This is a genomic window from Aliivibrio logei (genome assembly GCF_001691055.1).
Taxonomy (GTDB): domain Bacteria; phylum Pseudomonadota; class Gammaproteobacteria; order Enterobacterales; family Vibrionaceae; genus Aliivibrio; species Aliivibrio salmonicida.
Genome location: NZ_MAJU01000015.1, coordinates 246,586 through 268,636, shown reverse-complemented (window position 1 = coordinate 268,636; position 22,051 = coordinate 246,586). Strand labels below are relative to the sequence as shown.

Annotated in this window: 16 protein-coding genes; 10 read left to right on the top strand and 6 right to left on the bottom strand. The window is 39.0% G+C overall.

Features of this window, described 5'->3' with window-relative positions:
* Positions 1–111 precede the first annotated feature (111 nt).
* The 3 genes from A6E04_RS15340 to dsrO are packed head-to-tail and all read right to left on the bottom strand — an operon-like array spanning position 112 to position 5,058.
* Positions 112–3,204, bottom strand: a complete 3,093-nt coding sequence (locus A6E04_RS15340) for a tetrathionate reductase subunit A (protein WP_065611764.1) — start codon at positions 3,202–3,204, stop codon at positions 112–114.
* A 10-nt stretch (positions 3,205–3,214) separates the two neighbouring features.
* The gene (gene nrfD / locus A6E04_RS15335) at positions 3,215–4,285 is read right to left on the bottom strand and encodes an NrfD/PsrC family molybdoenzyme membrane anchor subunit (protein WP_065611763.1); all 1,071 of its coding nucleotides are present in this window, start codon (positions 4,283–4,285) and stop codon (positions 3,215–3,217) included.
* The gene (gene dsrO / locus A6E04_RS15330) at positions 4,282–5,058 is read right to left on the bottom strand and encodes a sulfate reduction electron transfer complex DsrMKJOP subunit DsrO (protein ID WP_017023369.1); all 777 of its coding nucleotides are present in this window, start codon (positions 5,056–5,058) and stop codon (positions 4,282–4,284) included. Before dsrO ends, nrfD begins: the two co-directional genes overlap by 4 nt.
* 190 nt (positions 5,059–5,248) lie before the next feature.
* Here dsrO and A6E04_RS15325 point away from each other — a divergent pair, with 190 nt between their 5' ends.
* The 4 genes from A6E04_RS15325 (at position 5,249) to A6E04_RS15310 (ending at position 10,976) form a co-directional block, all read left to right on the top strand.
* The gene (locus A6E04_RS15325; protein ID WP_244886285.1) at positions 5,249–7,093 is read left to right on the top strand and encodes a sensor histidine kinase; all 1,845 of its coding nucleotides are present in this window, start codon (positions 5,249–5,251) and stop codon (positions 7,091–7,093) included.
* A 22-nt stretch (positions 7,094–7,115) separates the two neighbouring features.
* A complete protein-coding gene (locus A6E04_RS15320; RefSeq protein ID WP_065611762.1) occupies positions 7,116–7,718 on the top strand; it encodes a response regulator transcription factor in 603 nt (200 codons plus the stop codon).
* 187 nt (positions 7,719–7,905) lie between these two features.
* Entirely contained in the window at positions 7,906–9,012 is a 1,107-nt protein-coding gene (locus A6E04_RS15315; protein ID WP_023604229.1) for a sugar ABC transporter substrate-binding protein, read from the top strand.
* Positions 9,009–10,976 carry a GGDEF domain-containing protein gene (locus tag A6E04_RS15310; RefSeq protein WP_065611761.1) on the top strand — a complete coding sequence of 656 codons (1,968 nt, stop codon included), beginning with the start codon at positions 9,009–9,011 and terminating at the stop codon, positions 10,974–10,976. Before A6E04_RS15315 ends, A6E04_RS15310 begins: the two co-directional genes overlap by 4 nt.
* Positions 10,977–11,068: 92 nt before the next feature.
* Here A6E04_RS15310 and A6E04_RS15305 read toward each other — a convergent pair whose 3' ends face one another.
* Positions 11,069–11,551: a MarR family winged helix-turn-helix transcriptional regulator gene (locus tag A6E04_RS15305; RefSeq protein WP_065611760.1), complete on the bottom strand. Its 483-nt coding sequence runs from the start codon at positions 11,549–11,551 to the stop codon at positions 11,069–11,071.
* 115 nt (positions 11,552–11,666) lie between these two features.
* Between A6E04_RS15305 and A6E04_RS15300 the strand changes: the two genes are divergently transcribed.
* The gene (locus A6E04_RS15300; RefSeq protein ID WP_065611759.1) at positions 11,667–12,545 is read left to right on the top strand and encodes a DMT family transporter; all 879 of its coding nucleotides are present in this window, start codon (positions 11,667–11,669) and stop codon (positions 12,543–12,545) included.
* A gap of 52 nt (positions 12,546–12,597) precedes the next feature.
* On the opposite strand, the gene A6E04_RS15295 is transcribed toward A6E04_RS15300, so the two are convergent.
* A complete protein-coding gene (locus A6E04_RS15295; RefSeq protein ID WP_023604232.1) occupies positions 12,598–13,257 on the bottom strand; it encodes a MarC family protein in 660 nt (219 codons plus the stop codon).
* Positions 13,258–13,601: 344 nt separating this feature from the next.
* Here A6E04_RS15295 and A6E04_RS15290 point away from each other — a divergent pair, with 344 nt between their 5' ends.
* From A6E04_RS15290 to A6E04_RS15270, 5 genes are read left to right on the top strand one after another with little or no spacing between them, the layout of a single operon-like run.
* Positions 13,602–17,327, top strand: a complete 3,726-nt coding sequence (locus A6E04_RS15290; protein ID WP_065611758.1) for a transporter substrate-binding domain-containing protein — start codon at positions 13,602–13,604, stop codon at positions 17,325–17,327.
* Positions 17,320–18,510 (top strand): EAL domain-containing response regulator, encoded by a 1,191-nt coding sequence (locus tag A6E04_RS15285; RefSeq protein WP_017023360.1) that lies wholly within the window; start codon positions 17,320–17,322, stop codon positions 18,508–18,510. The genes A6E04_RS15290 and A6E04_RS15285 overlap by 8 nt, the downstream gene beginning before the upstream one ends.
* Complete coding sequence (locus A6E04_RS15280; protein ID WP_017023359.1) at positions 18,510–19,118, top strand: response regulator transcription factor; 609 nt, start codon at positions 18,510–18,512, stop codon at positions 19,116–19,118. Before A6E04_RS15285 ends, A6E04_RS15280 begins: the two co-directional genes overlap by 1 nt.
* Entirely contained in the window at positions 19,115–20,491 is a 1,377-nt protein-coding gene (locus A6E04_RS15275) for a sensor domain-containing diguanylate cyclase (protein WP_017023358.1), read from the top strand. Before A6E04_RS15280 ends, A6E04_RS15275 begins: the two co-directional genes overlap by 4 nt.
* Entirely contained in the window at positions 20,488–21,369 is an 882-nt protein-coding gene (locus A6E04_RS15270) for a LysR family transcriptional regulator (RefSeq protein ID WP_065611757.1), read from the top strand. The genes A6E04_RS15275 and A6E04_RS15270 overlap by 4 nt, the downstream gene beginning before the upstream one ends.
* 4 nt (positions 21,370–21,373) lie before the next feature.
* On the opposite strand, the gene A6E04_RS15265 is transcribed toward A6E04_RS15270, so the two are convergent.
* Positions 21,374–21,985 (bottom strand): response regulator transcription factor, encoded by a 612-nt coding sequence (locus A6E04_RS15265; RefSeq protein ID WP_017023356.1) that lies wholly within the window; start codon positions 21,983–21,985, stop codon positions 21,374–21,376.
* Positions 21,986–22,051: the final 66 nt, after the last annotated feature.

Sequence of the window (22,051 nt, the reverse complement as noted above, 5' to 3'; positions counted from 1 at the left end):
GTTTTCCACATTTATTATGCAGCGTGTGATATGAATGGGCTTATTTTTATTCATAGAACGGAATAATAACTGGTGTGTAGAGCACACCAGTCATCGTATTTAAGTGAATTGCTAGCTTAGACTGATTTTAGCAGGAAGCGCTTGTCTTGCTGCTGCACCAACCACCCAATCAAGTAAAACGCCTTTGCCTTCACGAGTTGGGTCTATCAAGCCAATGTCATTAATATTCACGCCGTCGTTTGATTTTAACTTTACCGGTTGTTGAGTATCGCCAATCCAATGGGCACGTTCGCCTAATTCTTTATGACCAAACCCATGTTCAAAGCCTAGGGTGCCACGTTGAATACCATCTACTAACATCGCTAACGCGTTGGTTGAGCTGCTTGGTGTGGTTATTGTGAATACATCGCCAGTTTTAACGCCGAGTTTTTGTGCGTCTGCCGGATGAATATAAACAGGGTTTACGCCTTTAATTGAATTTAAGCGAGGAGATAAGTTAGACACCGCGCTGTGAATGTTAGATTTAAAGTTAGTTAACGTAAATGGCCATTCTGATTTTGGGTATTTATCACTTAACGGTGTGCCATCAGCGAGCTTTTGTGGATACCACGTAGGGCAACCACTGTATTGCTCACCTGTCATGGTGTTGCGAGAGGTGCCGAGTTTCTCGTTCCAAATTGCTAATGGTTTTTTCCATTTGTATTTCATTTCATCGTTTTTGTACGCTTCTGTTGCGTCTTCAAAACGCCCACCGCGAGCAAAAATATAGGCTACTTTGCCTAATTCTTCTGGCGATAAAACTCGTTGCATGTCTGGTAGTAATCGTTCTAACCCTGACAACACCATGTCTTCTGCGGTGGCGGTTGGTACGCCATTGGCCACATAAGCAAGGTTAGCCGCTGAACGTAAATAGAAATCTTCCGCACAATGAATGCCATGCCAGTTGCCGTTTGCATCTGAAATCGCGTTATCCCCAAAGCCACCAAGATCCATCTGTTTTGCAATATCAATAAAGAAGTTTTCAAGATTGATAGTGCGACCATCAGCCGTTTTTTCTGTTAATGGTTCAACAATAGGCCAACGAGCTGTGACGGCTTTTGTTGGTACGCCATGCCAAGGTGTTGCCATTCCCCAGCTTTCATAAGTAACGGTATCGGGTACTAAGTAATCAGATAGTGCTGTGGTTTCGTTAATGAAGGCATCAACAGAGACAATCAATCCCAATTGTTTTGGATCTTTGATTTTATCGCTTAATAAATTATCTAATCCAGGAACGCCATAAAGCGGGTTTGCCATGTGGTTTATCCATGCTTTTGCACGGTATGGATAACCATCAATCGCCGCTGACAAATGCTCTGTCAGTAACGGAGCAGAAATAGGGTACCAAGGTGAGCGAGTTGGGTAAGGCGATTGGCCTGCCGCTATTTTACGTTTGTATTCACTGGTTTTCTGGTATGGGAATTTACTGCGAGATAAGAAAACGCCTTGTGGTTTAACCTTACCTGAGAATTTTGCAAAGTTATAACGTGGACCTTCCGCTGACGTAGGGTAACCGCCTGCTTTTGCCATCGTTCCACCTTTTAAATTGATGTTACCGATAAGGGCATTCAACATCAAAATGGTGTAAGCGTTATAAAAGCCATTACTGTGCATGTTACCGCCGTGGGTATCGACGACAGCTTTAGTTCCATGACTGGTAAATTTAGTGGCTAATGCAATGATCTCATCTTCTGAGATCCCGCATTGCTCACTGTAGAACGCCAAGTCATATTTAAACGCTTCTTCTTTTAAGCGTTGTAATGATGACTTAACGGTGACGGTGCCAGTGATGGTTTCTACTTGTTGGCTTACAAATAACATCGCTGGTTGGTTCTGTGTATTGATGGCTAACTGCTTCGTTTCTGCATCAATAATCACATAAGGATCACTGTCAGACAGCGCTTCGCCTTCATACGCTAATCCCATTTCAGACGCACGTAAGAATGCGCCATTTCTAGGATGAGATTCATCGCTAATAACAAGATGAGTGGCATTACACCAATGAGCAGTGCCTGCGTTTTTCATTGCATTCACACTTGGTTGCGCTAAGAAGGTGTGATTGTAACGCTCGTTAGTGATGATCCATTGGATCATACCTAGCACTAAAGCGGAATCTGTGCCTGAGTTAATTGGCATCCAACGGTTGTTATCACCCGCCGCTAGGCTTGATGAACCAGCCGGTAAGCTTGGTGTGATAATCGTGTATTCAAAATTACCACGAGTACGAGCAGCGGCCAATTGGCGAGCCTGACGTTTAAATGGATTACCGGCTTGGGCTGGCGACATACCAATAAAGATTGCAAATTCGGTGTGTTCTAAATCCGGTTTTACGTGAGCGAACTTGTCGAGATCATTCATTAATGCGCCAGAGCCTGCGCGGAAAGCATAACCACAATATGAACCATGATGACCAAAATTACGTGTACCATAACTGTTGAAAGCAAAGCGTTTTAAAATGTCATCACGACCTTCGTTACCCGCGTTGGTGACTAACAGTTGATTGGCCTTTGGGCCGTATTCTGGGTTATTAGGATCAACAGGTGTTTTTAGATCTCGAATAGCGCGTAATCCTTCAACATGACCTTCACCAAATAAATCGCCTCCTTCAATCACTTCTTCAAGTAATTGTTCATAACTGATGGGCACCCATTTTCCTTCACCACGTTTACCGACACGTTTTAATGGTTGAGTAATACGATACGGACTGTTGCGAATTTCCATCATGCCATTACCACGGGCACACGCCGTAGAGCGACCTGCAATGCCAGTTTCTCCAGCTAAGCCAATGTACGCGTCTTTTACTGACGTATTGAATGGGATTTGCTGCTCGTGTGATAATGGATGATACGGATTGCCAGAGATACGTAAGATCTTATCGCTGTCATTATCAATACGGACGCGTAGGCCACATAATGTCCAACAACCAAAACACATTGAAGGGGCAACACGTTGCTTTGGATTAGGGATAAATTTCCCTTCCTCTGTCACCGTGTATTCTGGTTCTAATGAATTACCATGATGAATGTGGTTGGTTTTCTTACCTGCGGTGCCTTCAATCACCCCATGAGCCATGTGTTTTGCTGTTGTTGCATAGCCTGCCGCAAAAGCACCAACACCACCAACAGCAAGACCTGATTTTAAAAACTGACGACGTTTGTTATCCATGTTCAATTCCTTACTTGGTTGATTTTGTTGTGTTGATGAGTTCAGATGCAGCAAGCGCTAACGCCATCCATAAGCCAAACATACCAATAATGCCCAGCAGCCCAGAGCCGCCCATTGGCAGTTCGTATGGGTAAGCACCCACATCAAATTTTGGTATGGTTTGTACATCCATCATGGTGACCCAACGTAAATAAAAGCTCGCACACAAGGTCGTTAATGCAATCACAGCGAAACTCAGTCGATGCAGTTTTTTGATGTTTTGAGCCACAATAAAACAAAGGACAAAACCCATGCTGACAATGCTTAACCGAGTGATCCAATCGCTGTTTTCGTACAATGAAAAGTACGGATTATTTGAAGCCCAAAGCGGCATAAGAATAAAAGCGAGCAGTGAGCTTAATGTCATCACGCGTTTGATGAGAGATAAATCCCCGCTCTTCATGACGTCGTTATTTTCTGATGGGAACAGCCACAATAAAATTGCAGAGAAACCAATCGCACCTAAGAAAGCGGTGATAAACCAAAGCAGAGGAGAAGCGGCTTGATTCCATAATGGACGGCTTTCTACAATCGCAATTTCAGCGCCCGTATAAAGCGCGATGCTTAACCCTGATAAAACCGTGATCGCCGCGACGATTTTCATTTGTACGGCATTTATTTTCCAATCACCCAGAGTGAGTAAGCCCACTAATTTTGCGATTGGATTGGTGCTGTTTTTCAATTGGGCAATGTCATCACGTAAATATAGCCATGCTGTGAGTACTGCTAGCCCTGAGAAAAGAGGCAAGAATAACGATCCAAGAGACATCCAAGACCAAGGCGTAAGATGGAAGAAGAAATGCCAAGCACGACCTGGTTGATGCAGATCACCGGTTAATGCTAACGGGCCAACAATTGCGCCAATCGCGAGGGTTAATACCAATGCAGAGCGCATTTTATGGCTTGTGAATTGTTGAAATATCAAGCTCAGTAAAAACAAAATAGCAGCAGCGTAAGCAGAGCCAATGTATAAGAAATATTGCACGGCCCACGGAAGCCACGCGGTTGCTTGTGGTTGAACTAAAACTTCAGTGATGTTCATGCGTTTTCTCCTTTTGGATCATAAATCGCGGCTTTGCCTTCAATGTGAGACGTAAAGCGCTCGTCCATGCCGATATAAAACACGTGCGGTTGTGTTTCTTCTTCCGGTTTTAGTACTTTAATGTCCGCTTGGTTTTCTGCCATTAAGCGCACAATTTCACTGCTTGGATCATTCAAATCACCAATCACACGCGCGCCACCTACACAGGTTTCGACACAAGCGGGCAATAAGCCTTTTTCTAAGCGGTGAGCACAGAAGGTGCATTTGTCTGCGGTTAAGGTTTCTTCATTAATGAAGCGGGCATCATAAGGACAAGCCTGAACACAATAAGCACAGGCTACGCAGCGTTCGTTATCCACCATGACAATGCCATCTTCACGTTGGAAGGTCGCTTGAACTGGGCAAACTTTAACGCAAGGGGGATTTTCACAGTGGTTACACAAACGCGGTAACATGAATGATTTGACGTTTTGAACTTCAGTCTCGCCATTATCTAGCGTGACTTCGTATTGTTTTACGGTTGTTCTAAACTGCCCAATAGGTGCTTGGTTTTCGATGGAACAACCCACGGTACAGGCTTGGCAGCCAACACATTTTCGTAAATCAACAACCATCGCGTAACGTTTACCTACCATGCCTTTGCGGTCTGGCTGGTTATTATTGCGGATAATGGTATTGGCTGATAATGTGCCTGCGCCAGCGACAGGAATAATCGCAGCGCCTGCGGTAAGGGTGCCAAGACGACTGAGAAATCGACGTTTGGTATTGTCCATAAAACACCTTTTTGGTTAGGAGTTAGAGTGCATTTCATAATATGAACGGATTATTAAGAATTAAGTCAGTTCCGCCTATTGTGGTTTTCCACATAGCGTAAGGTGAGTTGATCTAAAACAAGAAAAAGAGTTGGGAAAAAAACAGAAGTTGTTATTCTTGGCGAGTATTTCAAATAAGAGCGAAAAGATAATGAGCAATGGATGGCAAATACAAGGTCGTAAAATCAGTCTATCGCTGTGGGTAGGGTGCGTGTGTTTGTTGTTATCTCATGCGGTCTTTGCTCAAGTGCAAACCGTTAATGTTGATGTCGGTGTATTGGCTACCCGTGGCGGGGCTGAAGCACAAAATCGTTGGCAACCGACGATGGATTGGGTGAGTGAACGCGTTCCTAATACTCATTTTGTTTTGCATCCTTTTACGCTTCAACAAATGGAACAAGCGGTCGAGAATCAAACCGTTGATTTTGTTATCACCAACCCCGGTCAAGCGGTACGATTAGGCAGACAATACCCACTCTCTTGGCTTGCGACATTAAGCAGCGCGAACACCACTCGTAAAAATGGAACCACCCATGCGATTGGCTCGGCGTTAGTGGTCCGTAACGATTCATCATTTTCGACCATCGAATCATTAAGTGGACAGTCCTTAGCTGCGGTCGATGAAAATGCCTTTGGGGGGTATCTGACGTTACGATTTGAGATTAATAAACTCGGATTAAGTCAATCAACGTACTTTTCAGATACGCAATTTTTAGGGTTCCCGTTAGATGCCTTAATTTATCAATTACGTGATAAACATATTGAGGGGGCGATTGTACCTGTGTGTTTAATTGAGAGAATGAACAAAGAGGGATTGATCGACGCCTCTAACTATCGAGTGATCAATAATATCGCACCAGACGATTTTTCTTGCGCCACCTCAACGCCGCTCTACCCAAACTGGTCATTTGCTAAAACAGGGAAAGGAAATGAACGATTAGCCAAACCGATCACGAGAGCTTTGTTGTCATTACCCAGTCATGAGTCTGCTGCCCTTGCTGCAAATTCGTTGGGTTGGACGTCACCCATTAGTCAGCTCTCCGTCGATAAATTGTATCAAGGTTTGGATATGCACCCATTGCAAAAACCGTGGTGGCAAGAAGCTGTAGCGTGGCTGAAGCAGAATCAACAATGGGGCTGGATGTTATTCATCTTAGTGATTGCACTTAATGGTTATCATTTTCTATTGGAATATCGATTCAGCCGCAGTAAACGAGATCTAGAAAGTACGCTTCATAGTTTAAAAGAGAAGAACTCGATGCTAGAACACGCTCAACGAGTGAGTATTGTTGGAGAGCTAGGAAGCAGTTTGGCGCATGAAATTAATCAGCCATTAGCCGCAATCCGTAATTACAGCCAAGGGGGATTGTTACGCCTTAAAAAAGGACTGCCAGCGCAAGAGTTAATTCCCGTTTTAGAGAAAATAGAGCAACAGGTAATTCGTGCGGATAGCATTGTGCAGCGGTTACGTAAGCTGATTAATAAGCGGCAAATAGCCAAAGCAGAATGTGATATTAATAGCATCATTAGCGATACCTTAGCGTTATTAGAGTACGACTTTCAAAAGAAAAAAATTCATCTCACGCGAGATAATGCGGCTGAACCATGTCTTTTGTGGGGAGATGCCGTAGGCATACAACAGGTATTGCTTAATGTTTTTAACAATGCAGCAGATGCTTGTACGCAGCGCGAAGAACAAGAGAGCAATGTCACACATCAGATACATATCGAAACACAATGTGATGACACCAATGTTGTGATTAAAGTGCAAGATAACGGCATTGGGCTTAAAGAAGACAGTGAGTTGTTATCTAAAGCGTTCTTTACCACCAAAGAGAACGGTTTAGGGCTTGGGCTTGCGATTTGTCGTGATGTGATTGAAACGCATCAAGGGCAATTTTTATTAGAACCGGCATCACCACAAGGGTGTTGTGTCACAGTAATATTGCCACGATTAAGTAGACTGTCGGTCGATAAAAAAGAGATCGAAGAATAATGTTTTTGGATAAGGAAATCGAATGTCTGAATTAAAGTTACCCGTGTATGTGGTGGACGATGATGAATCGGTACGTGACTCATTAGCTTTTATGCTCGAAGGGCATGATTTTTCTGTTTTTTCATTTGAAGATGGGCAAGCGTTTATCGACCAAGTGGATTTGATGAAGCCTGGCTGTGTTGTGCTTGATAGCCGAATGCCGATCCTTCGTGGTCAAGAAGTTCATTCCATTTTGAATCAACAACAAAGCCCATTATCCGTGATATTTTTAACCGGACACGGTGACGTACCAATGGCGGTGGATGCCTTAAAGTTAGGGGCGGTGGATTTCTTTCAAAAACCCGTCGATGGTGAGCAATTGGCTGTCGCTATTCATAAAGCCATTACTTATTCTCTTAGTGCGTATGAATTGCAAGGCAGTCGCATTGCCTTACTGTCTCTGACCGAAAGAGAGCGTGAAATTTTACAGTTGATTGTAAAAGGTAAACGTAATCAACAGATTGCCAATGATTTGTGCGTGGCAGTTAGAACCGTTGAAGTTCATCGTTCCAGTTTGATGAAAAAATTCGATGCAAAAACGGTGGCGGACTTAGTGATGAGCTACGCAAAGATAAATGCTGGATAGCCGTATTGTGACAATTACATTACAAAAGCTAAGGGTTAAACGATGAATTATCTGATATAATTATCAATCGTTACTGGCCGTATTTTGTATTGCCTCTTTCTTTACTTTTGAATCGATATATTTAGTTACTATGCGTAGATTTTTTATATTAATCCCCCTTTTTTTCTCGTTTATGTCAGAAGCCAAAATGCTTGAATTTTGGAGTGCTTTTGGGGACAACGTAGATAAAAAACTGGCTGAAGAGTTTGAAGCCAGAACGGGTAATCAATTGATGATACGCAAGTTTTCTATCGATGAAATGAAAGCCGAATTACTATTAGCCTCTCGCTCAAAAAACTACATGCCAGATGTTGCATGGGTGCCTTCTGATTTTTTAGGTTTACATAAATTTATCGGTTTGAAAGCGATTCCTAAAGAGTGGATCAAAGAAGATCAATTAGAGAAAGCGGCCAAGCAAAGTGCGATGGTGGGTAATGAGTACATGGGTTTACCCTTGTTTCTTGGTAATCACCTCATGCTGTTTTATGACAAAAGTAAAACGTCAGAGCCAGTAACTCGTTGGGAACAACTGCAAGCGTTGTCAAAACAAGATCCAGATAAAACGCACATTGTGTTTAGTGTGAAAGACATGTATTTCTTCTCTGCGTTTTTTAGCTTATTCCATCCAGATATACCGCTTGATAAGATTATCTTTAATGATGAAAAAAGCATGGAGACATTGCAGTTTTATCATGATGTCGCTGCGATTAATCATATTCACCCTGAGTGCAGTAATGTGTGTGGGCGTCAGCAATTTATCGATGGTAAAGCGTCTTATCTAATCGATGGTGATTGGGCTGTTAGTGATCTGTCTGATGCTTTTGGTGACAACCTTGGTATTGCGTCGCTGCCGAGTTATCAAGGCGTCCCGATGAAATCATTGTCTGCAGGTAAAGTCTTAATCATTACCAGAGGGGGGTATCAAAATCCAGAGAAACGCGAAATGATTAGGCAGTTAATGCTGCTATCTCAAGATGACGCGTTTTTAACTCAATTGATTAATAAACATCAGTACATCTCAGCATCAGAAGAGGTGAATCGTGTTTCAATGTCATCCAATAAAAACGTAATGTATTCGGTATATCAACAATATCTGCGCTCTCAACCGATGCCAACAAGTTTGCGTGTTTCTTTTATTTGGGAAGCCTTAGCAAGAGGGGCATCTCGACATTCTGATGGCATGCCAAAAAAGGAAACCATGGAATATATCGAAAATCTAATAGACCGATATTCTAAAAAGGTGGAGGAGCAGTGATCCGTCGTCCGTTTTTAAGTTTACGTAAAGTATTTACTTACGTATTGCTGTGCACTGCGTTGATTCCACTGATTTTTATTAGTCATTTTTTGACCAATAGTATTGGTGAGAAATTACTGAATCAAAAAGAACAACAAATCCAAAATGCGGTATCCACTATTGCTCAAGAGATTGTTATTGAATTTGATCGTATACAACAAAGTCTGAACTGGCTTTCTCGTGATCGTTTTAACATTCAAGCACTTGATAATATTCTTTATTCTAGCGTGGTGATGCATAATTTGACGCGCTTTAGTGAGCTATCAAGTTTAATTAACAGTGTGTATATATTAAATGAAGATTGGGAACCATTGTACGATCTGAATGGTCGTTCATATCATTTCGAAAACAGTCAATTATTAAAAGAAATCAGTCAAGATAAGTCCATCTATGAGCAAGGGTTAACCGCGGTTCGATTTTATACTGAACCAAACCTTATTAAGGGGCTTTCATCGTCGGAAGGGATTACTTTAGTCACTCCAATGCTAGCGTACAATTTAGAAGGCTCTGGTCGCTATAGGGCGTCTGGTTATGTAGTGGTCTTAATCTCATTTGATACGATTGAGCAGCATTTTCAACATTTCCTTTTAGAAAATGAAAGTTTTAATATTAAGCAGCATGTAATCGGTGAATTGGAAGCGCTACCGAAAAGCGACAATGAAGCTTTAGAGCGTTTGTTTATCTTAGATAATGATTTTTTCTCGTCCGCATTGACGTTGGATATCTGTTATCAATTCTCTGATTTCTCTCGTTTAAAAGAGATGAAATCAACATTAGTTGCCTTGTTTACCGTGATTGGGTGGACTTTTATTGCGGTGTTATTGCTGTCGATGGGGATCACCCGGTGGATATCGAAAGAACTTCTTGAGATGGAAGAGATGATCGTCAGTTACGCATCAAATAAAGCGCCGAAAGAGACATATTTTCAATTTACTGAATTTAACCGAATGTCGGTGGTTCTTAGTAAAATGAGTGTGACTATTCGAAATCAATTGCTTGAGTTAAAGAACACAAATGATGAACTTAATAAATCTAAAAACTTAGTTGAATTGAGTAACGAAAAACTGTCGACCTTTAATCAAGAGCTTGAGATCCAAGTCAACAAACAAACGGCACAAATCAGTGACGCGTTATTTAGAGAAGAGTTGAATAAAAATAACTTAGCGGCGGTGATTGAATTTGGCTCAGAATACAAATCGTTGAGTTTTCATGAGGTTCCTGAAAAAGTGGAACAACAACTGAATAAACTGTTTCCTTATATCGATTGGAGATTGCGTTCAGAGCCTTTAGGTGAAAAAGAAGGGATACAAATAGTATCGAGTAACGATAAGTTGTTAGCGAGTCTGCATTTTATTTCGACACCACAGCTCGAAGAACAAGTACTTGTGTTTGAGCTTTTTGTTAAACAACTGTCTTCGTGGTTAGAGTTAGCGGACATTGCTCGAAGTGATGCGTTATTACCGGGAGGGAACCGTAAAGCGTTTGATGAAGATTTGTTGCATTACCAGAAACGATACCGAGATTCTGAGTTAGATTGGAACTTTGGTTTGTTTATCTTGGATGTGAATGGCTTAAAAGCGATCAATGATCAATACGGTCACAATGTCGGTGATGATTTGATAAAGGCCAGTGGTTATAATATTACAGAGGCGATATCGAACAACTCGAAATTTTACCGAATTGGAGGGGATGAATTCGCTCTATTGGTGAAAGGTGCTACGCAAAATGAGTGTGTATTGCTGTTTGAGCAGTTGCAAATACATCAACAACAATTGAGGTTTTCTGATAAAAACGCTCAATTGCATCCTGCACATTATTCTGTTGGATGGTCATGTTCAGACAACACCGAATTACTTAAGATGTTTACTGTTGCTGATGAACATATGTACCGAGAGAAAAGGGCATACCAGAAAAAGCAAAAATAACAGTGCTTTTGATGATCATCAATGAAAATAAAGAGGAATGTCGATGTCGGTATTCCTCTTTATTTATTTTAAACCATTAATATGTTTATGTTTTATTCAAAGCCAGATAACGTTTGTTTAAGTAATAGACTTATTTGTTGTTGTTGTTTTTCATCGAGCGCAGAAAAAAGGTTTTCTTGTAATGCGGCGTGTTCTTCAATCAACACATCAATTAACGCAAACCCATTCTCTGTCAGTGAGATCATCACACTGCGTCTGTCTTCTTTACTGTGATCTCGAATGATTAACCCTTTTGATTCTAATTTATCTAATCGGTTTGTCATTGCACCAGAAGTCAGCATCATCGAGTTCATTAACTCTGAGGGTGTTAGCTTATGAGGTGCACCAGAGCGACGTAAAGTACTTAGAACATCAAACTCACCCATCTTAAGATCGTGTTGTTTATGTAACGCTGAAATATCACATTCAAGGTGTTTCGCAATTCGGAGTAATCTGCCCATTATTGCCATCGGGCCGGTATTCATCGTCGGTTTTTCATTTGCCCATTGAGCAACCACTTTATCGATAGCATCCATTTTTTATATTCCACAACATAGCAACCGGAAAGTATCTTAGCATGAAGATACTTTACAAGACGAGTCCAATCCCGTAAATTGAGGCTAAATCTATCTTCACATAAAGATAATTAACATGAATATACTATTAGCAATGATCCCGGCCTTCTTTTGGGGAACGACTTATGCCGTCACTCAGTTTACGCTTCCTGATTGGCCGCCATTATTACTAGGGGCTTTACGTGCCTTACCTGCTGGGTTACTTCTTTTATTCATTAAGCCAAGTTTACCAAAGAAAAGTGAATGGCCTATTTTACTTGTATTAGGGGCGATTAATATTGCGGCCTTTTTTAGTTTGATTTTTGTGATGGCGTTGACGCTTCCTTCTGCTATTTCTGGGGTCGGAATGATCTCGGTTCCTGTTTTTGCGATGATTCTGCACTGGGTTGTTTATAAGAAAATGCCAACGGCGATTCAAGCTATTTCAGGGGCGTTATTGATTTTCTTAGCATGGCAATTGTTTGACCCGAGCCAGATAGTGTTAAACCCTGTTGGTTTGGCGGCAATGCTTACGGCGATTTGCTGCATTGTTGTTGGCAGTGGGATTACCAAATCGTTAGGTGGAAGAATGCATTGGTGGAAGGTGCTGACATGGCAACTTATCATTGGTGGTACATTTATGCTGATAGGCGCGTTGATTCATAGTCAGTTCGACAGAGAGCTGTATGTTAATGCAGTGACTCATATCAGTATGAATAATGTCTTAGGGCTTGTTTGGTTGCTGACGTTGAACACTGCGTTGGCTTATGGCATGTATGTATGGCTTTTACAAAGAATGACCGTGGTTGAATTTACTTTTGGTGGTATTGCAAACCCGATAGCAGGCATCGTGACAGGTTTAGTGTTAGTGAACGAAACCTTTTCTATGCATCAATATGCCTTAATGGCAGGCATGATCGTGGTTTCTTTATTACCTCAGGTCGTGATGATAGCAAAAAACAAAACACGTAAATAAAAAATGGCCCATTAGAGCGATCTAACGGGCTAATTTTCGAGATAAATAGAGATTACTTTCCAGTGACGCTAAATAGGATGATCGCGTCATGAACACCCTGAATAAACATCTGCATAGCGATAACCGTTAAAATTAACCCCATTAATCGAGTCGTAATAGCGATACCACTTTTACCTACTTTTGCGATCAATTTTTGACCGTATAAAAAGCACACTAGGGTAATTAAACATAAGATAGCAAAAGACGAAATAGTCACGACAATATTAGTAAATCCACCTGACGCTGAATAATTCATCGCCGTTGCTATGGTTCCTGGTCCTGCCAGAATCGGAAGGGCGAGTGGAGATATTGCGATATCATTATCACTGGATGCTTCTTCGTTTTTGTCTTTACTGTTGTTCGGTGAAGTGGAGTGAAGTGTTGAGCTATTGCCTTGTAACATGTGATAACCCACCATGAAAACAAGAATGCCGCCAGCAAGCCTTAATGCTGGCAATGTAATTCCAAACAGTTCAAAGATCCCTTTTCCTAAAATACAGAATAACGCAATAATAATGAAAGCCGTCGTTAATGCTTTAATGGCGGTTTTTTTTCGTTGTGGCTCTGATTGATCACCCGTCATGCCAATGAAGACGGCAGTGTTTGCTATTGGGTTCATCATTGCAAAGAATCCCATGAATACGGTGACAGCCATTGTTGCAAAGTCGTGCATGATTCAATCCTTTTAAAAGGTTCTTATATTTATAGAGTGGCTAAGCATACGTGTTGATATTCGTATTGTCGTTATTTGCCTAATATTACGCAGTTTACATATTATTGATGCTGTTTATGTAATTACGAATTATCTGCGATAGTACTGCTTAAGTACATAATTTGTGTAATTTATTAACTCGCTTGTAGGTTAATAATTATTTCTTTGTAGGTCTTGACCTACAAAAGTAAGTCAATTCATTATTTTTCAATGGCTTATTGGTATTTCTTGTAGTTGAGAATATTGACATTAACTAACTTGGCATTAGGCTTAGGCCTTTACATACTGTTCTTGGTGTTTTAAGCATGGGCAAAATATTAAATTTCATTGTGATCTTATTTCTGCCTGCGGTAGCGTATTCACACGAGATCAACCTCACTCCAATAGAAAAAGTGTATATAAAGAAAAATCCAACGATCTCAATTGCCGTGTTATCGGAGAGTTGGTCGCCTTATATAGAGAAAACACCAGTAGGCGAATATAATGGAATTCATATCGATTATATTAAAAATATAACGTCAATTATTGGCGTAAAGGTTAAATATAATACGTTTGATTCCGTCGATGAGTTATTAAAAAGCGTAGCCGAAGGTGAATCTGATATTGCTGTGGGTTTTAGCCAAACGCCTGAGCGTGATCGCACTTTCTCTTTTTCTGTTCCTTTTTTTACGGGCAGTGTTGCCGTTTGGTATCGAAAAACCAGAGCGGCTTATATGCCGATTCAAAGCCTTTCTTGGGCTTGTGTCTCAGGGACTATTTACTGCGAAAGACTGAAAGAACAAGGGATTCGACAAATTGATGAGAAAAAGCATTTTTTAGAAGCGATTAATCTTGTTAATGAGGGCGAAGCGGATGCAATTATCGCCAACTATGTAACGATTGCAGAATACTTAAATGATTCTAATATTGTTAAAGGGACCACTAAATTACCAGAATGGCTAGAACCGGAAAGTGCGGGGGTTATTGCATCTAAAAAAAATAAAATATTGATTGATATAATAAATAAAGTGCTTAATGAGAAAGAAGATAGATCCCCTCACACTCAAATAGAATCAGATAATATTTATCATCAAAGTGATTTGCTGAATCTGGCTTATCGAAATATGAACGCGGAAGAGCAAACGATTAGATACAGTTTGAAAGAAGATTCTTATCCTTTGTTTTATCGTAATGATAAAGGTGAAATAACGGGCTATTTGTTTGATTTTATTAAGTTAATTCAGGCTCGTACAGGCTTGAAGTTTAAATACGTACCAAGCATTGGAAAAACGGCATGGAACAGTTTGTCTGATGGTGATATTGATCTTGTTCCCATTGCTTATCCTGGCGAAAATAACGACAGTAATATTACGTTAAGTCACCCTTATATCTCTATTACGTATCGCTCGATTGAAAAGAAAGATTATGTTGATGCAAACAAACCAACAGGGGTGTTAATCGCATCAAATAATACCAAAACAAGTTTAATTAGGTCGTTTTTTTCTAACTCGACAAAAACGTACGATGACGTTAAGTCATTATTAAATGATTTAGAGCTTGGGGAGATTCGTTGTGCTTATTTACCCAGTGATCTTATTGAAGGTGTTATTGCTAAAGATTTTACGGATCATTTTTCAATTGGAAAAAGCCCAGATCGAATTGTCGATATTTCATTTGCGGTATCTAAAAATAATGTCTTGCTGTCAGAAGTCATTAATGGCGTATTAGCCACTGTCGATCATGAAGAATTAACCAAATTAAAAAGAGGTTACAGGCAATTTAATGTTATTTATGGCTATGAAAAAAGTCAGGTCTATAAAGTTTTATTTTTATTTTCTTGTGCTGTTTTTCTGGCTTGTTTAGTCATTTATTTTTGGTTAAACAATTTAAAACTGCAAGTGAAGTTAAAAGAAAAAGACGCAAAACAATCTGAGTCTGATAAAGAATGGCTACAAAGTATTATTAATGAGCTGCCAAGTATTATTTTTATTCATGATGATAAAAATAGAGTGTTACTTAGTAACTGTCCTTTATTCCAAAGTGATAGATGCAGTGCTTGTGTGTTTTCTAAAGGTCAAGATGAAATCACTTCCCTCAAAGACAATCAAAAGATTATTACAGAAGACATTATTATTCGCGATACGTTGTTAATCGATGGCTGTAATTTAAGGTTTGAACAAGTTGATCGAGTAAGAAAAAGGATTACCGATCCAAACACACAACGAGTATCGATGTTAACGGTGATCCACGACATTACAGAACAGAAAAAACAAGAATCCGCTTTAATTACAGCGAACGATGTGGCTCAAGAAGCCATTATTTCTCGTGAGCTTTTTCTAGCAAGCATGAGTCATGAATTAAGAACTCCAATCGCAGGAATTACTGGTCTACTTGAGTTGTTAGCAAAGCGAGTAAAAGGCTCTGAAAAAAAAGGGATCGTTGTCAACATCTCTTCTTCAATGCGTCATTTGCATTTATTGGTTAATGATATTCTCGATTTTTCAAAATTAGAGGCTCAGCAATTAAGTTTAGAGTTAAGAGATTGTCATTATTTACGCGAGCTTGGTGATGTATTTCGATTGCATAATGCGGCCGCGTTTGAAAAGGGAATTCGCTTTTGTGTTGATATAGAACCTAATCCGATCAATGTGATTAAAGTGGATTCATTACGATTAAGTCAAATCGTTAATAACTTACTCTCTAATGCCGTTAAGTTTACGGAAAAAGGGCATGTAGAGGCGAGGGTGTCATTAAATAATGAGGTTATGAAGGTACGTATTTGCGATACGGGTTTAGGGATGAATGATGCTCAACTCGAAACGGTATTTAAGCCATTTACTCAAGCAGATAACAGCATCGCTCGTAAATATGGGGGGACAGGCCTTGGGCTAAATATCGTGAATGAATTGATTTATTTGATGAAAGGGACGTTTTCAATTAAGAGTGCCGAAGAGGTTGGTACGGTGATTGAATTTTCAATTCCTATTGAGGTCATTTCTTATTATGACGACCCATTTAAGCGATTGCATATTGAGTGTGAAGTTGACGACAGTGCATTACATCAATGGATAAGTGTATGGACGGAATCGGAGGATAAGTTACCTTGCATTGATAAAAAGCGAGTTAAGATCATCGATACTTGCCAAGTCGATACCGAGAACAATGACGTTGCGGTGATTTGCCTTAATGGCAATAATAAAGAGAAAAAAATGTGTGATAGTGACACATGCTCTATTAGCAACGATCCCTTATTTATTGATGAACTGTATTCGGGACTGGTCAGCATTATGACAGAGCCTTTACGGTGTGAGCATCAAGCGTTAATGCCGTTATGTGGCACAGTCTTAATCGCAGAAGATAACCAAATTAATCGAGTTCTGTTAATGAAACAGCTAGAGGAATTGGGCGTTGTACCTGTTGTGACAAATAATGGCAAAGAAGCTTTAGATAAACTGAGAGAAAATCCAGAAAAGTACGATTTGTTGATCACCGATTGTCATATGCCTATTTTGGATGGGTTTACTCTGGCAAGAAAAGTCAGACAAGAAATCGTTGAGTTTGATAACAAAGTCATTATCGGTTGTACGGCAGAAGATTTACGTACCTCACGCTTAAACGGCAAGACATCAGGGTTTGATCACATGTTATTTAAACCTTATGGGCTCAGCGATCTCCATTCATTATTAAGTCAGTACTTGAGTCGTGGAAGACAAGACTCAAAGACCCGAGTATTAATGCCGCCTCCTTCGTTATTGAATAAGTTTATTGAGCTAGATGATAGGGGGTTAATGACCATTTTTATCAAAACGATGAAAGAAGACATGACGTCTTTGGCTGAAATGTCATCGCAAATAGAAATTCAAGAAATGCTGCATCGCATAAAAGGCGGAGCAGGAAGTATCGGGTTAGAGTCATTAACATTATTGATTGATGAGATATCAAGTGACGCTTTTTATTCAAACAAATATGAAAAAGGATTAGAGAAATTAATGCTTGAGATGAAGACAATCATAGAAGACGCATCAACGTGGTATAAAGAAAAAAATGATTAAATTAAGCATCCTCATTGTGGATGATCATCCGTTACAAGCGCTTGTACTCGAAAATAACTTAAAGAGCATCGGGGTTGAGCATGTGAGCTCTGTCTACTCTGGTTTTCAAGCATTGGAAGCGATAAAAGAACACCAATTTGATGTGGTTTTCTGTGATTTAGATATGCCAGAAATGGATGGGATTCAATTATTAACTGCACTTAAAGAACATGAATACGGTGGTGGGATCGTGATCTTGAGTGCGTTAGATTTGGTTGTATTATCAACCGTTGGGTCTATTTGTAAAAAATTAGATTTTTCATTTACAGAGATCATGACAAAACCAGCAACGGTAAATGATTTATTACCCATAATAAAAGGCATTGATGCCCAAATAAATAAACAAGAATTCAAGCATATTAGTAATAGCTTTCAATATCATATTGATATATCCATATACGATGTATTACAAGCTTTGAGTTGTGGCGAAATCAAAAATTATTATCAGCCTCAAGTTGATTTTACATCGGGGAATATTGTTTCTGTTGAGATTTTAGCGCGTTGGATGCATCCAATATATGGATTAATGAGCCCCGCTGAGTTTTTACCTATCATTGAAAAAAACAATCTCACCGATGAATTGTTTGACGTGGTGATGACCAATGCGCTCTCTGATTATTCTCAAGGGCTATTGCCATACCCATCATCAATAAATGTCACTCAAGAATCACTTGAAAAAGCCGATTTCTCGAAGCGATTTTTAACTATGTGCCATAACCACAAAGTAAAGCCGGCTTTATTTACTGTGGAACTAACAGAAAGAGAAGCATTTAGTAATTCAATCACTCTTTTAGAGAACTTAACAAGGCTAAGAATCAATCAGGTTGGCGTTTCTATTGATGATTTTGGAACTGGGTATTCATCATTAATGAAGTTATCTCAATTGCCTTTTTCTGAAGTTAAGGTTGATCGAAGTTTTGTTTCGACCTGTTTAACGGATCATGCAAATAAAATCATTGTTGATTTTTCTTGTGCGTTAGTAAAAAAAATGAACATGATAATTGTGGCTGAAGGCGTGGAAGATGAAGCAACGTGGCTATATTTGAAAGACGTTGGTTTTGATCTTTGCCAAGGATATTACACAGGGAAGCCGATGCCAATTGAAGTATTAAAAATAATATCTGAACTTGAGAGAAGTAAATAATGATAAAAAATAACATCAACATTTTAATTTTAGATGATCATCCTTTGGTGTGTGCTGCGATAGAAAACTTAATAAAACCTGTCAGCTACGTAGGGAATGTATTAACGTGTTTTAATACAAAAAAAGCATTTGAGATACTTCAAACGGCATCAATTAATGTGTTGATCTTGGATGTGAATTTAGGAAACAGTGACGGTTTTGATTTTTATCGTCGGATTACCGCACATGGTTATAAGGGCAAAACATTATTTATTTCTGCAAATGATAGCCAGTTGTATTCTGATGCGGCGTTTAAATTGGGTGCCGATGGGTATATTTGTAAGTCAGAAAACATGAATTTAATAAAAGAGTCATTAGAAGGAATAATGAATGGCTATACTTTCTTTAAATTCAGACATAATGATGAAAAATCAAAATTTGATGTATCTCTGTCAAACAGAGAAACAGTGGTGTTTAATTATTTAATTCAAGGAAAAACGAACAGTGAAATTGCGGACATATTATCGCTTAGCACAAAGACGATAAGTACGTATAAAAGACGAATTTTTGATAAGTATAATATAAACAACATTGTTGATTTACTTAGGATCAGTGAAGGCAAACTATGAATCTGTTTGTTGCTAAAACGCATCAATTAGTTGTTCGTTCGGCTTTGCTTTCTTTCATCCTCTTTTTCTCTTTTGTCCTCCTTTTTGCTGACAGTTTGGTTAAAAATGAAATCAGAGAATTTGACTTAATGGCTGCTCATATTGATGAATATAAACACAATATTTTATTGATGGGATTACTCATTGAAGCAAAAGTAAATGACGACCATGACGATGTACCTGAATTCCCAATGGATGGTTATTTTGATGGTCGAATTTTCAACTTTAAAAATACACCGTTAAATGATGAAGAAATTGTGGTGCTAAATGTGTCTCGCTACATTTCTAACTTTTTACCTGGCTTTTTCAGTAATAGTAATATTCTGCTTTATTACCGTTCTTACTCTGGGATGAAGGTGTTCACAAACCGAGAAATGAAAAACTCGACATTAGATGAGAATGTATTTGAAAGTGAGCGGTGTAGAACGGTATCGGTTTGCACGCTATACAGCACTGCAGCAGCCCTTAAAGACAGAATGTTGATTTCGGGTATATATACTGATGAGATAACTAAACACTTAGTCATCACGCTATCTAGCCCCATATATAAAAAGAACAAAATTGTTGGTGATTTAGCGATTGATCTGTATTTGAAAGATTCGGAATTTTTATTTGGAAAAGACATATCGTTATCAAAAACAGGTAACTACAATGTAATGGTGATTGAAGACCAATCATACCCATTGCACCAATTTTCTTATAGTAAAGAATACATTGCAGATAATGGGACGATCTTTATCTACAAGCTGCCTTTTACTAAGTTGATTATTGATTTTATTTGGGCTGAAATCGGATTATTGTTATTGATGTTTTATATCCTTTGGAAGCTGTCAGAGTTAAAGGAAAAACAACTAAAGCTGACGAGTATTGAATCGGTGATTAATAGAGATGAATTAACGGGTTTGTATAATCGCTCTATTTTAAAAGACAAAGATTTACTCAATACAAAACAAAAAAGTAGCATGTCGGTGATCGTCATTGATGGTGATAAATTGAAATCAATCAATGATAATTTTGGGCATCACATTGGTGATGAGGCGATAAAGCAAATTGCTCACGGTATGCGAATGACCTTTAGAGAGAGCGATTATCTAGTGCGACTTGGTGGGGATGAATTTCTTGTAATATTGCCTAATTGTGATGTTAGTGTTGCCCAACGACTTGCGATTAAATTGCAAGAAAATATCAGTGCGGTCGCTTTTAGTAAGCATTTTCTATCGATCGATGTGAGTGCTGGAGTAACGGCCGTTTTGCAACAAGAGACATTAGCGACGGCAATAAAGCGAGCTGATACGCTGTTGTATAGCCAGAAAATGACTAAGGACATGCCATGAATTCTGATTTAAATTACAATTTATTGAAAGTGTTGTTGTTACTTAATCAACACCGTAATCTAAAGAAAGTGGCTCTTATTATCGGTAAAACAGAAAGCGCGGTAAGCAAATATCTAACTAAAATGAGAGAACAAATAGGAGATCCATTATTTGTTCGAACTTCTCATGGTTTAGAGCCTACTCATGTACTAACTTCTTTGTTACCTAGCTTTGAAAGTGGATTAAGTGTTATTGATAATGCGTTGTTTGAAAAAGGGAGCTTCTCTTCAGAAAATTATACCGAGACGATCCGAGTCGCGATTCATTCCGCAGTCATGTCATATTATTCAACGGAGATATATACAGCAATTCGCGAAGCCTTTCCTAAGCCGATGATCGCGTTAGAAACGTGGACGGAATCTACAGAGCAGCGCATTTTAGATAGTAAAGTTCATATTGGAGTGAGCTTTATGCATGAAGAGCGAGTCAAAAGTATTTATCAGTCAAAACTAACGGATACCACAATGGTTGCTGCGGTATCTCCAAACAGTTCGATTAATTCGTGGGAAGATGCGATTAGAGCGCCATTGATTTCTTTTAAAGTAAATGACTTTAATCATTCGAGACAGTATTTTATTGAACATTGTAAAAAAGCGGGGATCACGCTTAATTATAGAGTCAGCACGGATGATTTTGCCACTGCGACACGTTTGATTCAGCAAGAAGACATGGTTTTTATTTGCTTGAAGAGATTAATCAGCCCTTACAATGTTAAATTGATCCCTATTCCTGAGAATTTTCAAGGAAAGTATCCTTTTGTTTCTTGCATGAAATTGGCGAATAGGAACAGCCCATTACACTGCTTATTAGACGATATCATTCGATTGGTGGTTGTTTGATTGTCTATAATTGTTGTTTAATAGCATCACTGACTTTCAATAGATCAATTAATGACGTTGCATTATGCTTTTCTAAAATTCGAGACTTATAGGTACTGATTGTTTTAGCGCTTAATGATAACAATTCAGAAATTTGTTTATTACTGTAACCTCTCAATAGATAATTAAGTACAATGATTTCTCTATTGGATAAATCGACATCTTTTTTTATGGATGTGCTTTGCTTAAATAATGTATAACCTCGTAATACATTACTCATCGCATCATTGATAAGCGTGGTTGATTCTTCTTTCGAAATATAACCATTTGCCCCTAATTTTTTTGCAGAGTCTGAATACATTTCATATCCGTAGCTAGAAATCACCAGAATAGATCCCTTGAATTGATTCTCCCTGACTTTTTTAATGAACTCTAGCCCGTTAAATTTATTTTGTTTAATGTCTAGAGAGATAAATCCTATATTATTATTCGCTAAAATAGCCAGTGCTTCTTGCATTGATGTTGCATGAAACACATTATTAATGGTTTCTTTTTTCTTTAAATAAGCAGTAATTGACTCAACGATAATTGGAAATGTATCTAGAACTAATGCATTGATCTTTTCTGAAGCGGGCATGGGTGAACCTTATTATTTTTTGAACTACTGTCACCAAATGCATCCTGCGGACATATCCATGTTCTC

Excerpts from the sequence above, each read along its gene's own strand:
- A6E04_RS15315 (WP_023604229.1), top strand. The coding sequence starts at position 7,906 with ATGCTTGAATTTTGGAGTGCTTTTGGGGACAACGTAGATAAAAAACTG.
- A6E04_RS15270 (WP_065611757.1), top strand. The coding sequence starts at position 20,488 with ATGAATTCTGATTTAAATTACAATTTATTGAAAGTGTTGTTGTTACTT.
- nrfD (WP_065611763.1), bottom strand. The coding sequence starts at position 4,285 with ATGAACATCACTGAAGTTTTAGTTCAACCACAAGCAACCGCGTGGCTT.
- A6E04_RS15300 (WP_065611759.1), top strand. The coding sequence starts at position 11,667 with ATGAATATACTATTAGCAATGATCCCGGCCTTCTTTTGGGGAACGACT.
- A6E04_RS15320 (WP_065611762.1), top strand. The coding sequence starts at position 7,116 with ATGTCTGAATTAAAGTTACCCGTGTATGTGGTGGACGATGATGAATCG.
- A6E04_RS15295 (WP_023604232.1), bottom strand. The coding sequence starts at position 13,257 with ATGCACGACTTTGCAACAATGGCTGTCACCGTATTCATGGGATTCTTT.
- A6E04_RS15325 (WP_244886285.1), top strand. The coding sequence starts at position 5,249 with ATGAGCAATGGATGGCAAATACAAGGTCGTAAAATCAGTCTATCGCTG.
- dsrO (WP_017023369.1), bottom strand. The coding sequence starts at position 5,058 with ATGGACAATACCAAACGTCGATTTCTCAGTCGTCTTGGCACCCTTACC.
- A6E04_RS15280 (WP_017023359.1), top strand. The coding sequence starts at position 18,510 with ATGATAAAAAATAACATCAACATTTTAATTTTAGATGATCATCCTTTG.
- A6E04_RS15275 (WP_017023358.1), top strand. The coding sequence starts at position 19,115 with ATGAATCTGTTTGTTGCTAAAACGCATCAATTAGTTGTTCGTTCGGCT.
- A6E04_RS15285 (WP_017023360.1), top strand. The coding sequence starts at position 17,320 with ATGATTAAATTAAGCATCCTCATTGTGGATGATCATCCGTTACAAGCG.
- A6E04_RS15305 (WP_065611760.1), bottom strand. The coding sequence starts at position 11,551 with ATGGATGCTATCGATAAAGTGGTTGCTCAATGGGCAAATGAAAAACCG.
- A6E04_RS15340 (WP_065611764.1), bottom strand. The coding sequence starts at position 3,204 with ATGGATAACAAACGTCGTCAGTTTTTAAAATCAGGTCTTGCTGTTGGT.
- A6E04_RS15265 (WP_017023356.1), bottom strand. The coding sequence starts at position 21,985 with ATGCCCGCTTCAGAAAAGATCAATGCATTAGTTCTAGATACATTTCCA.
- A6E04_RS15290 (WP_065611758.1), top strand. The coding sequence starts at position 13,602 with ATGGGCAAAATATTAAATTTCATTGTGATCTTATTTCTGCCTGCGGTA.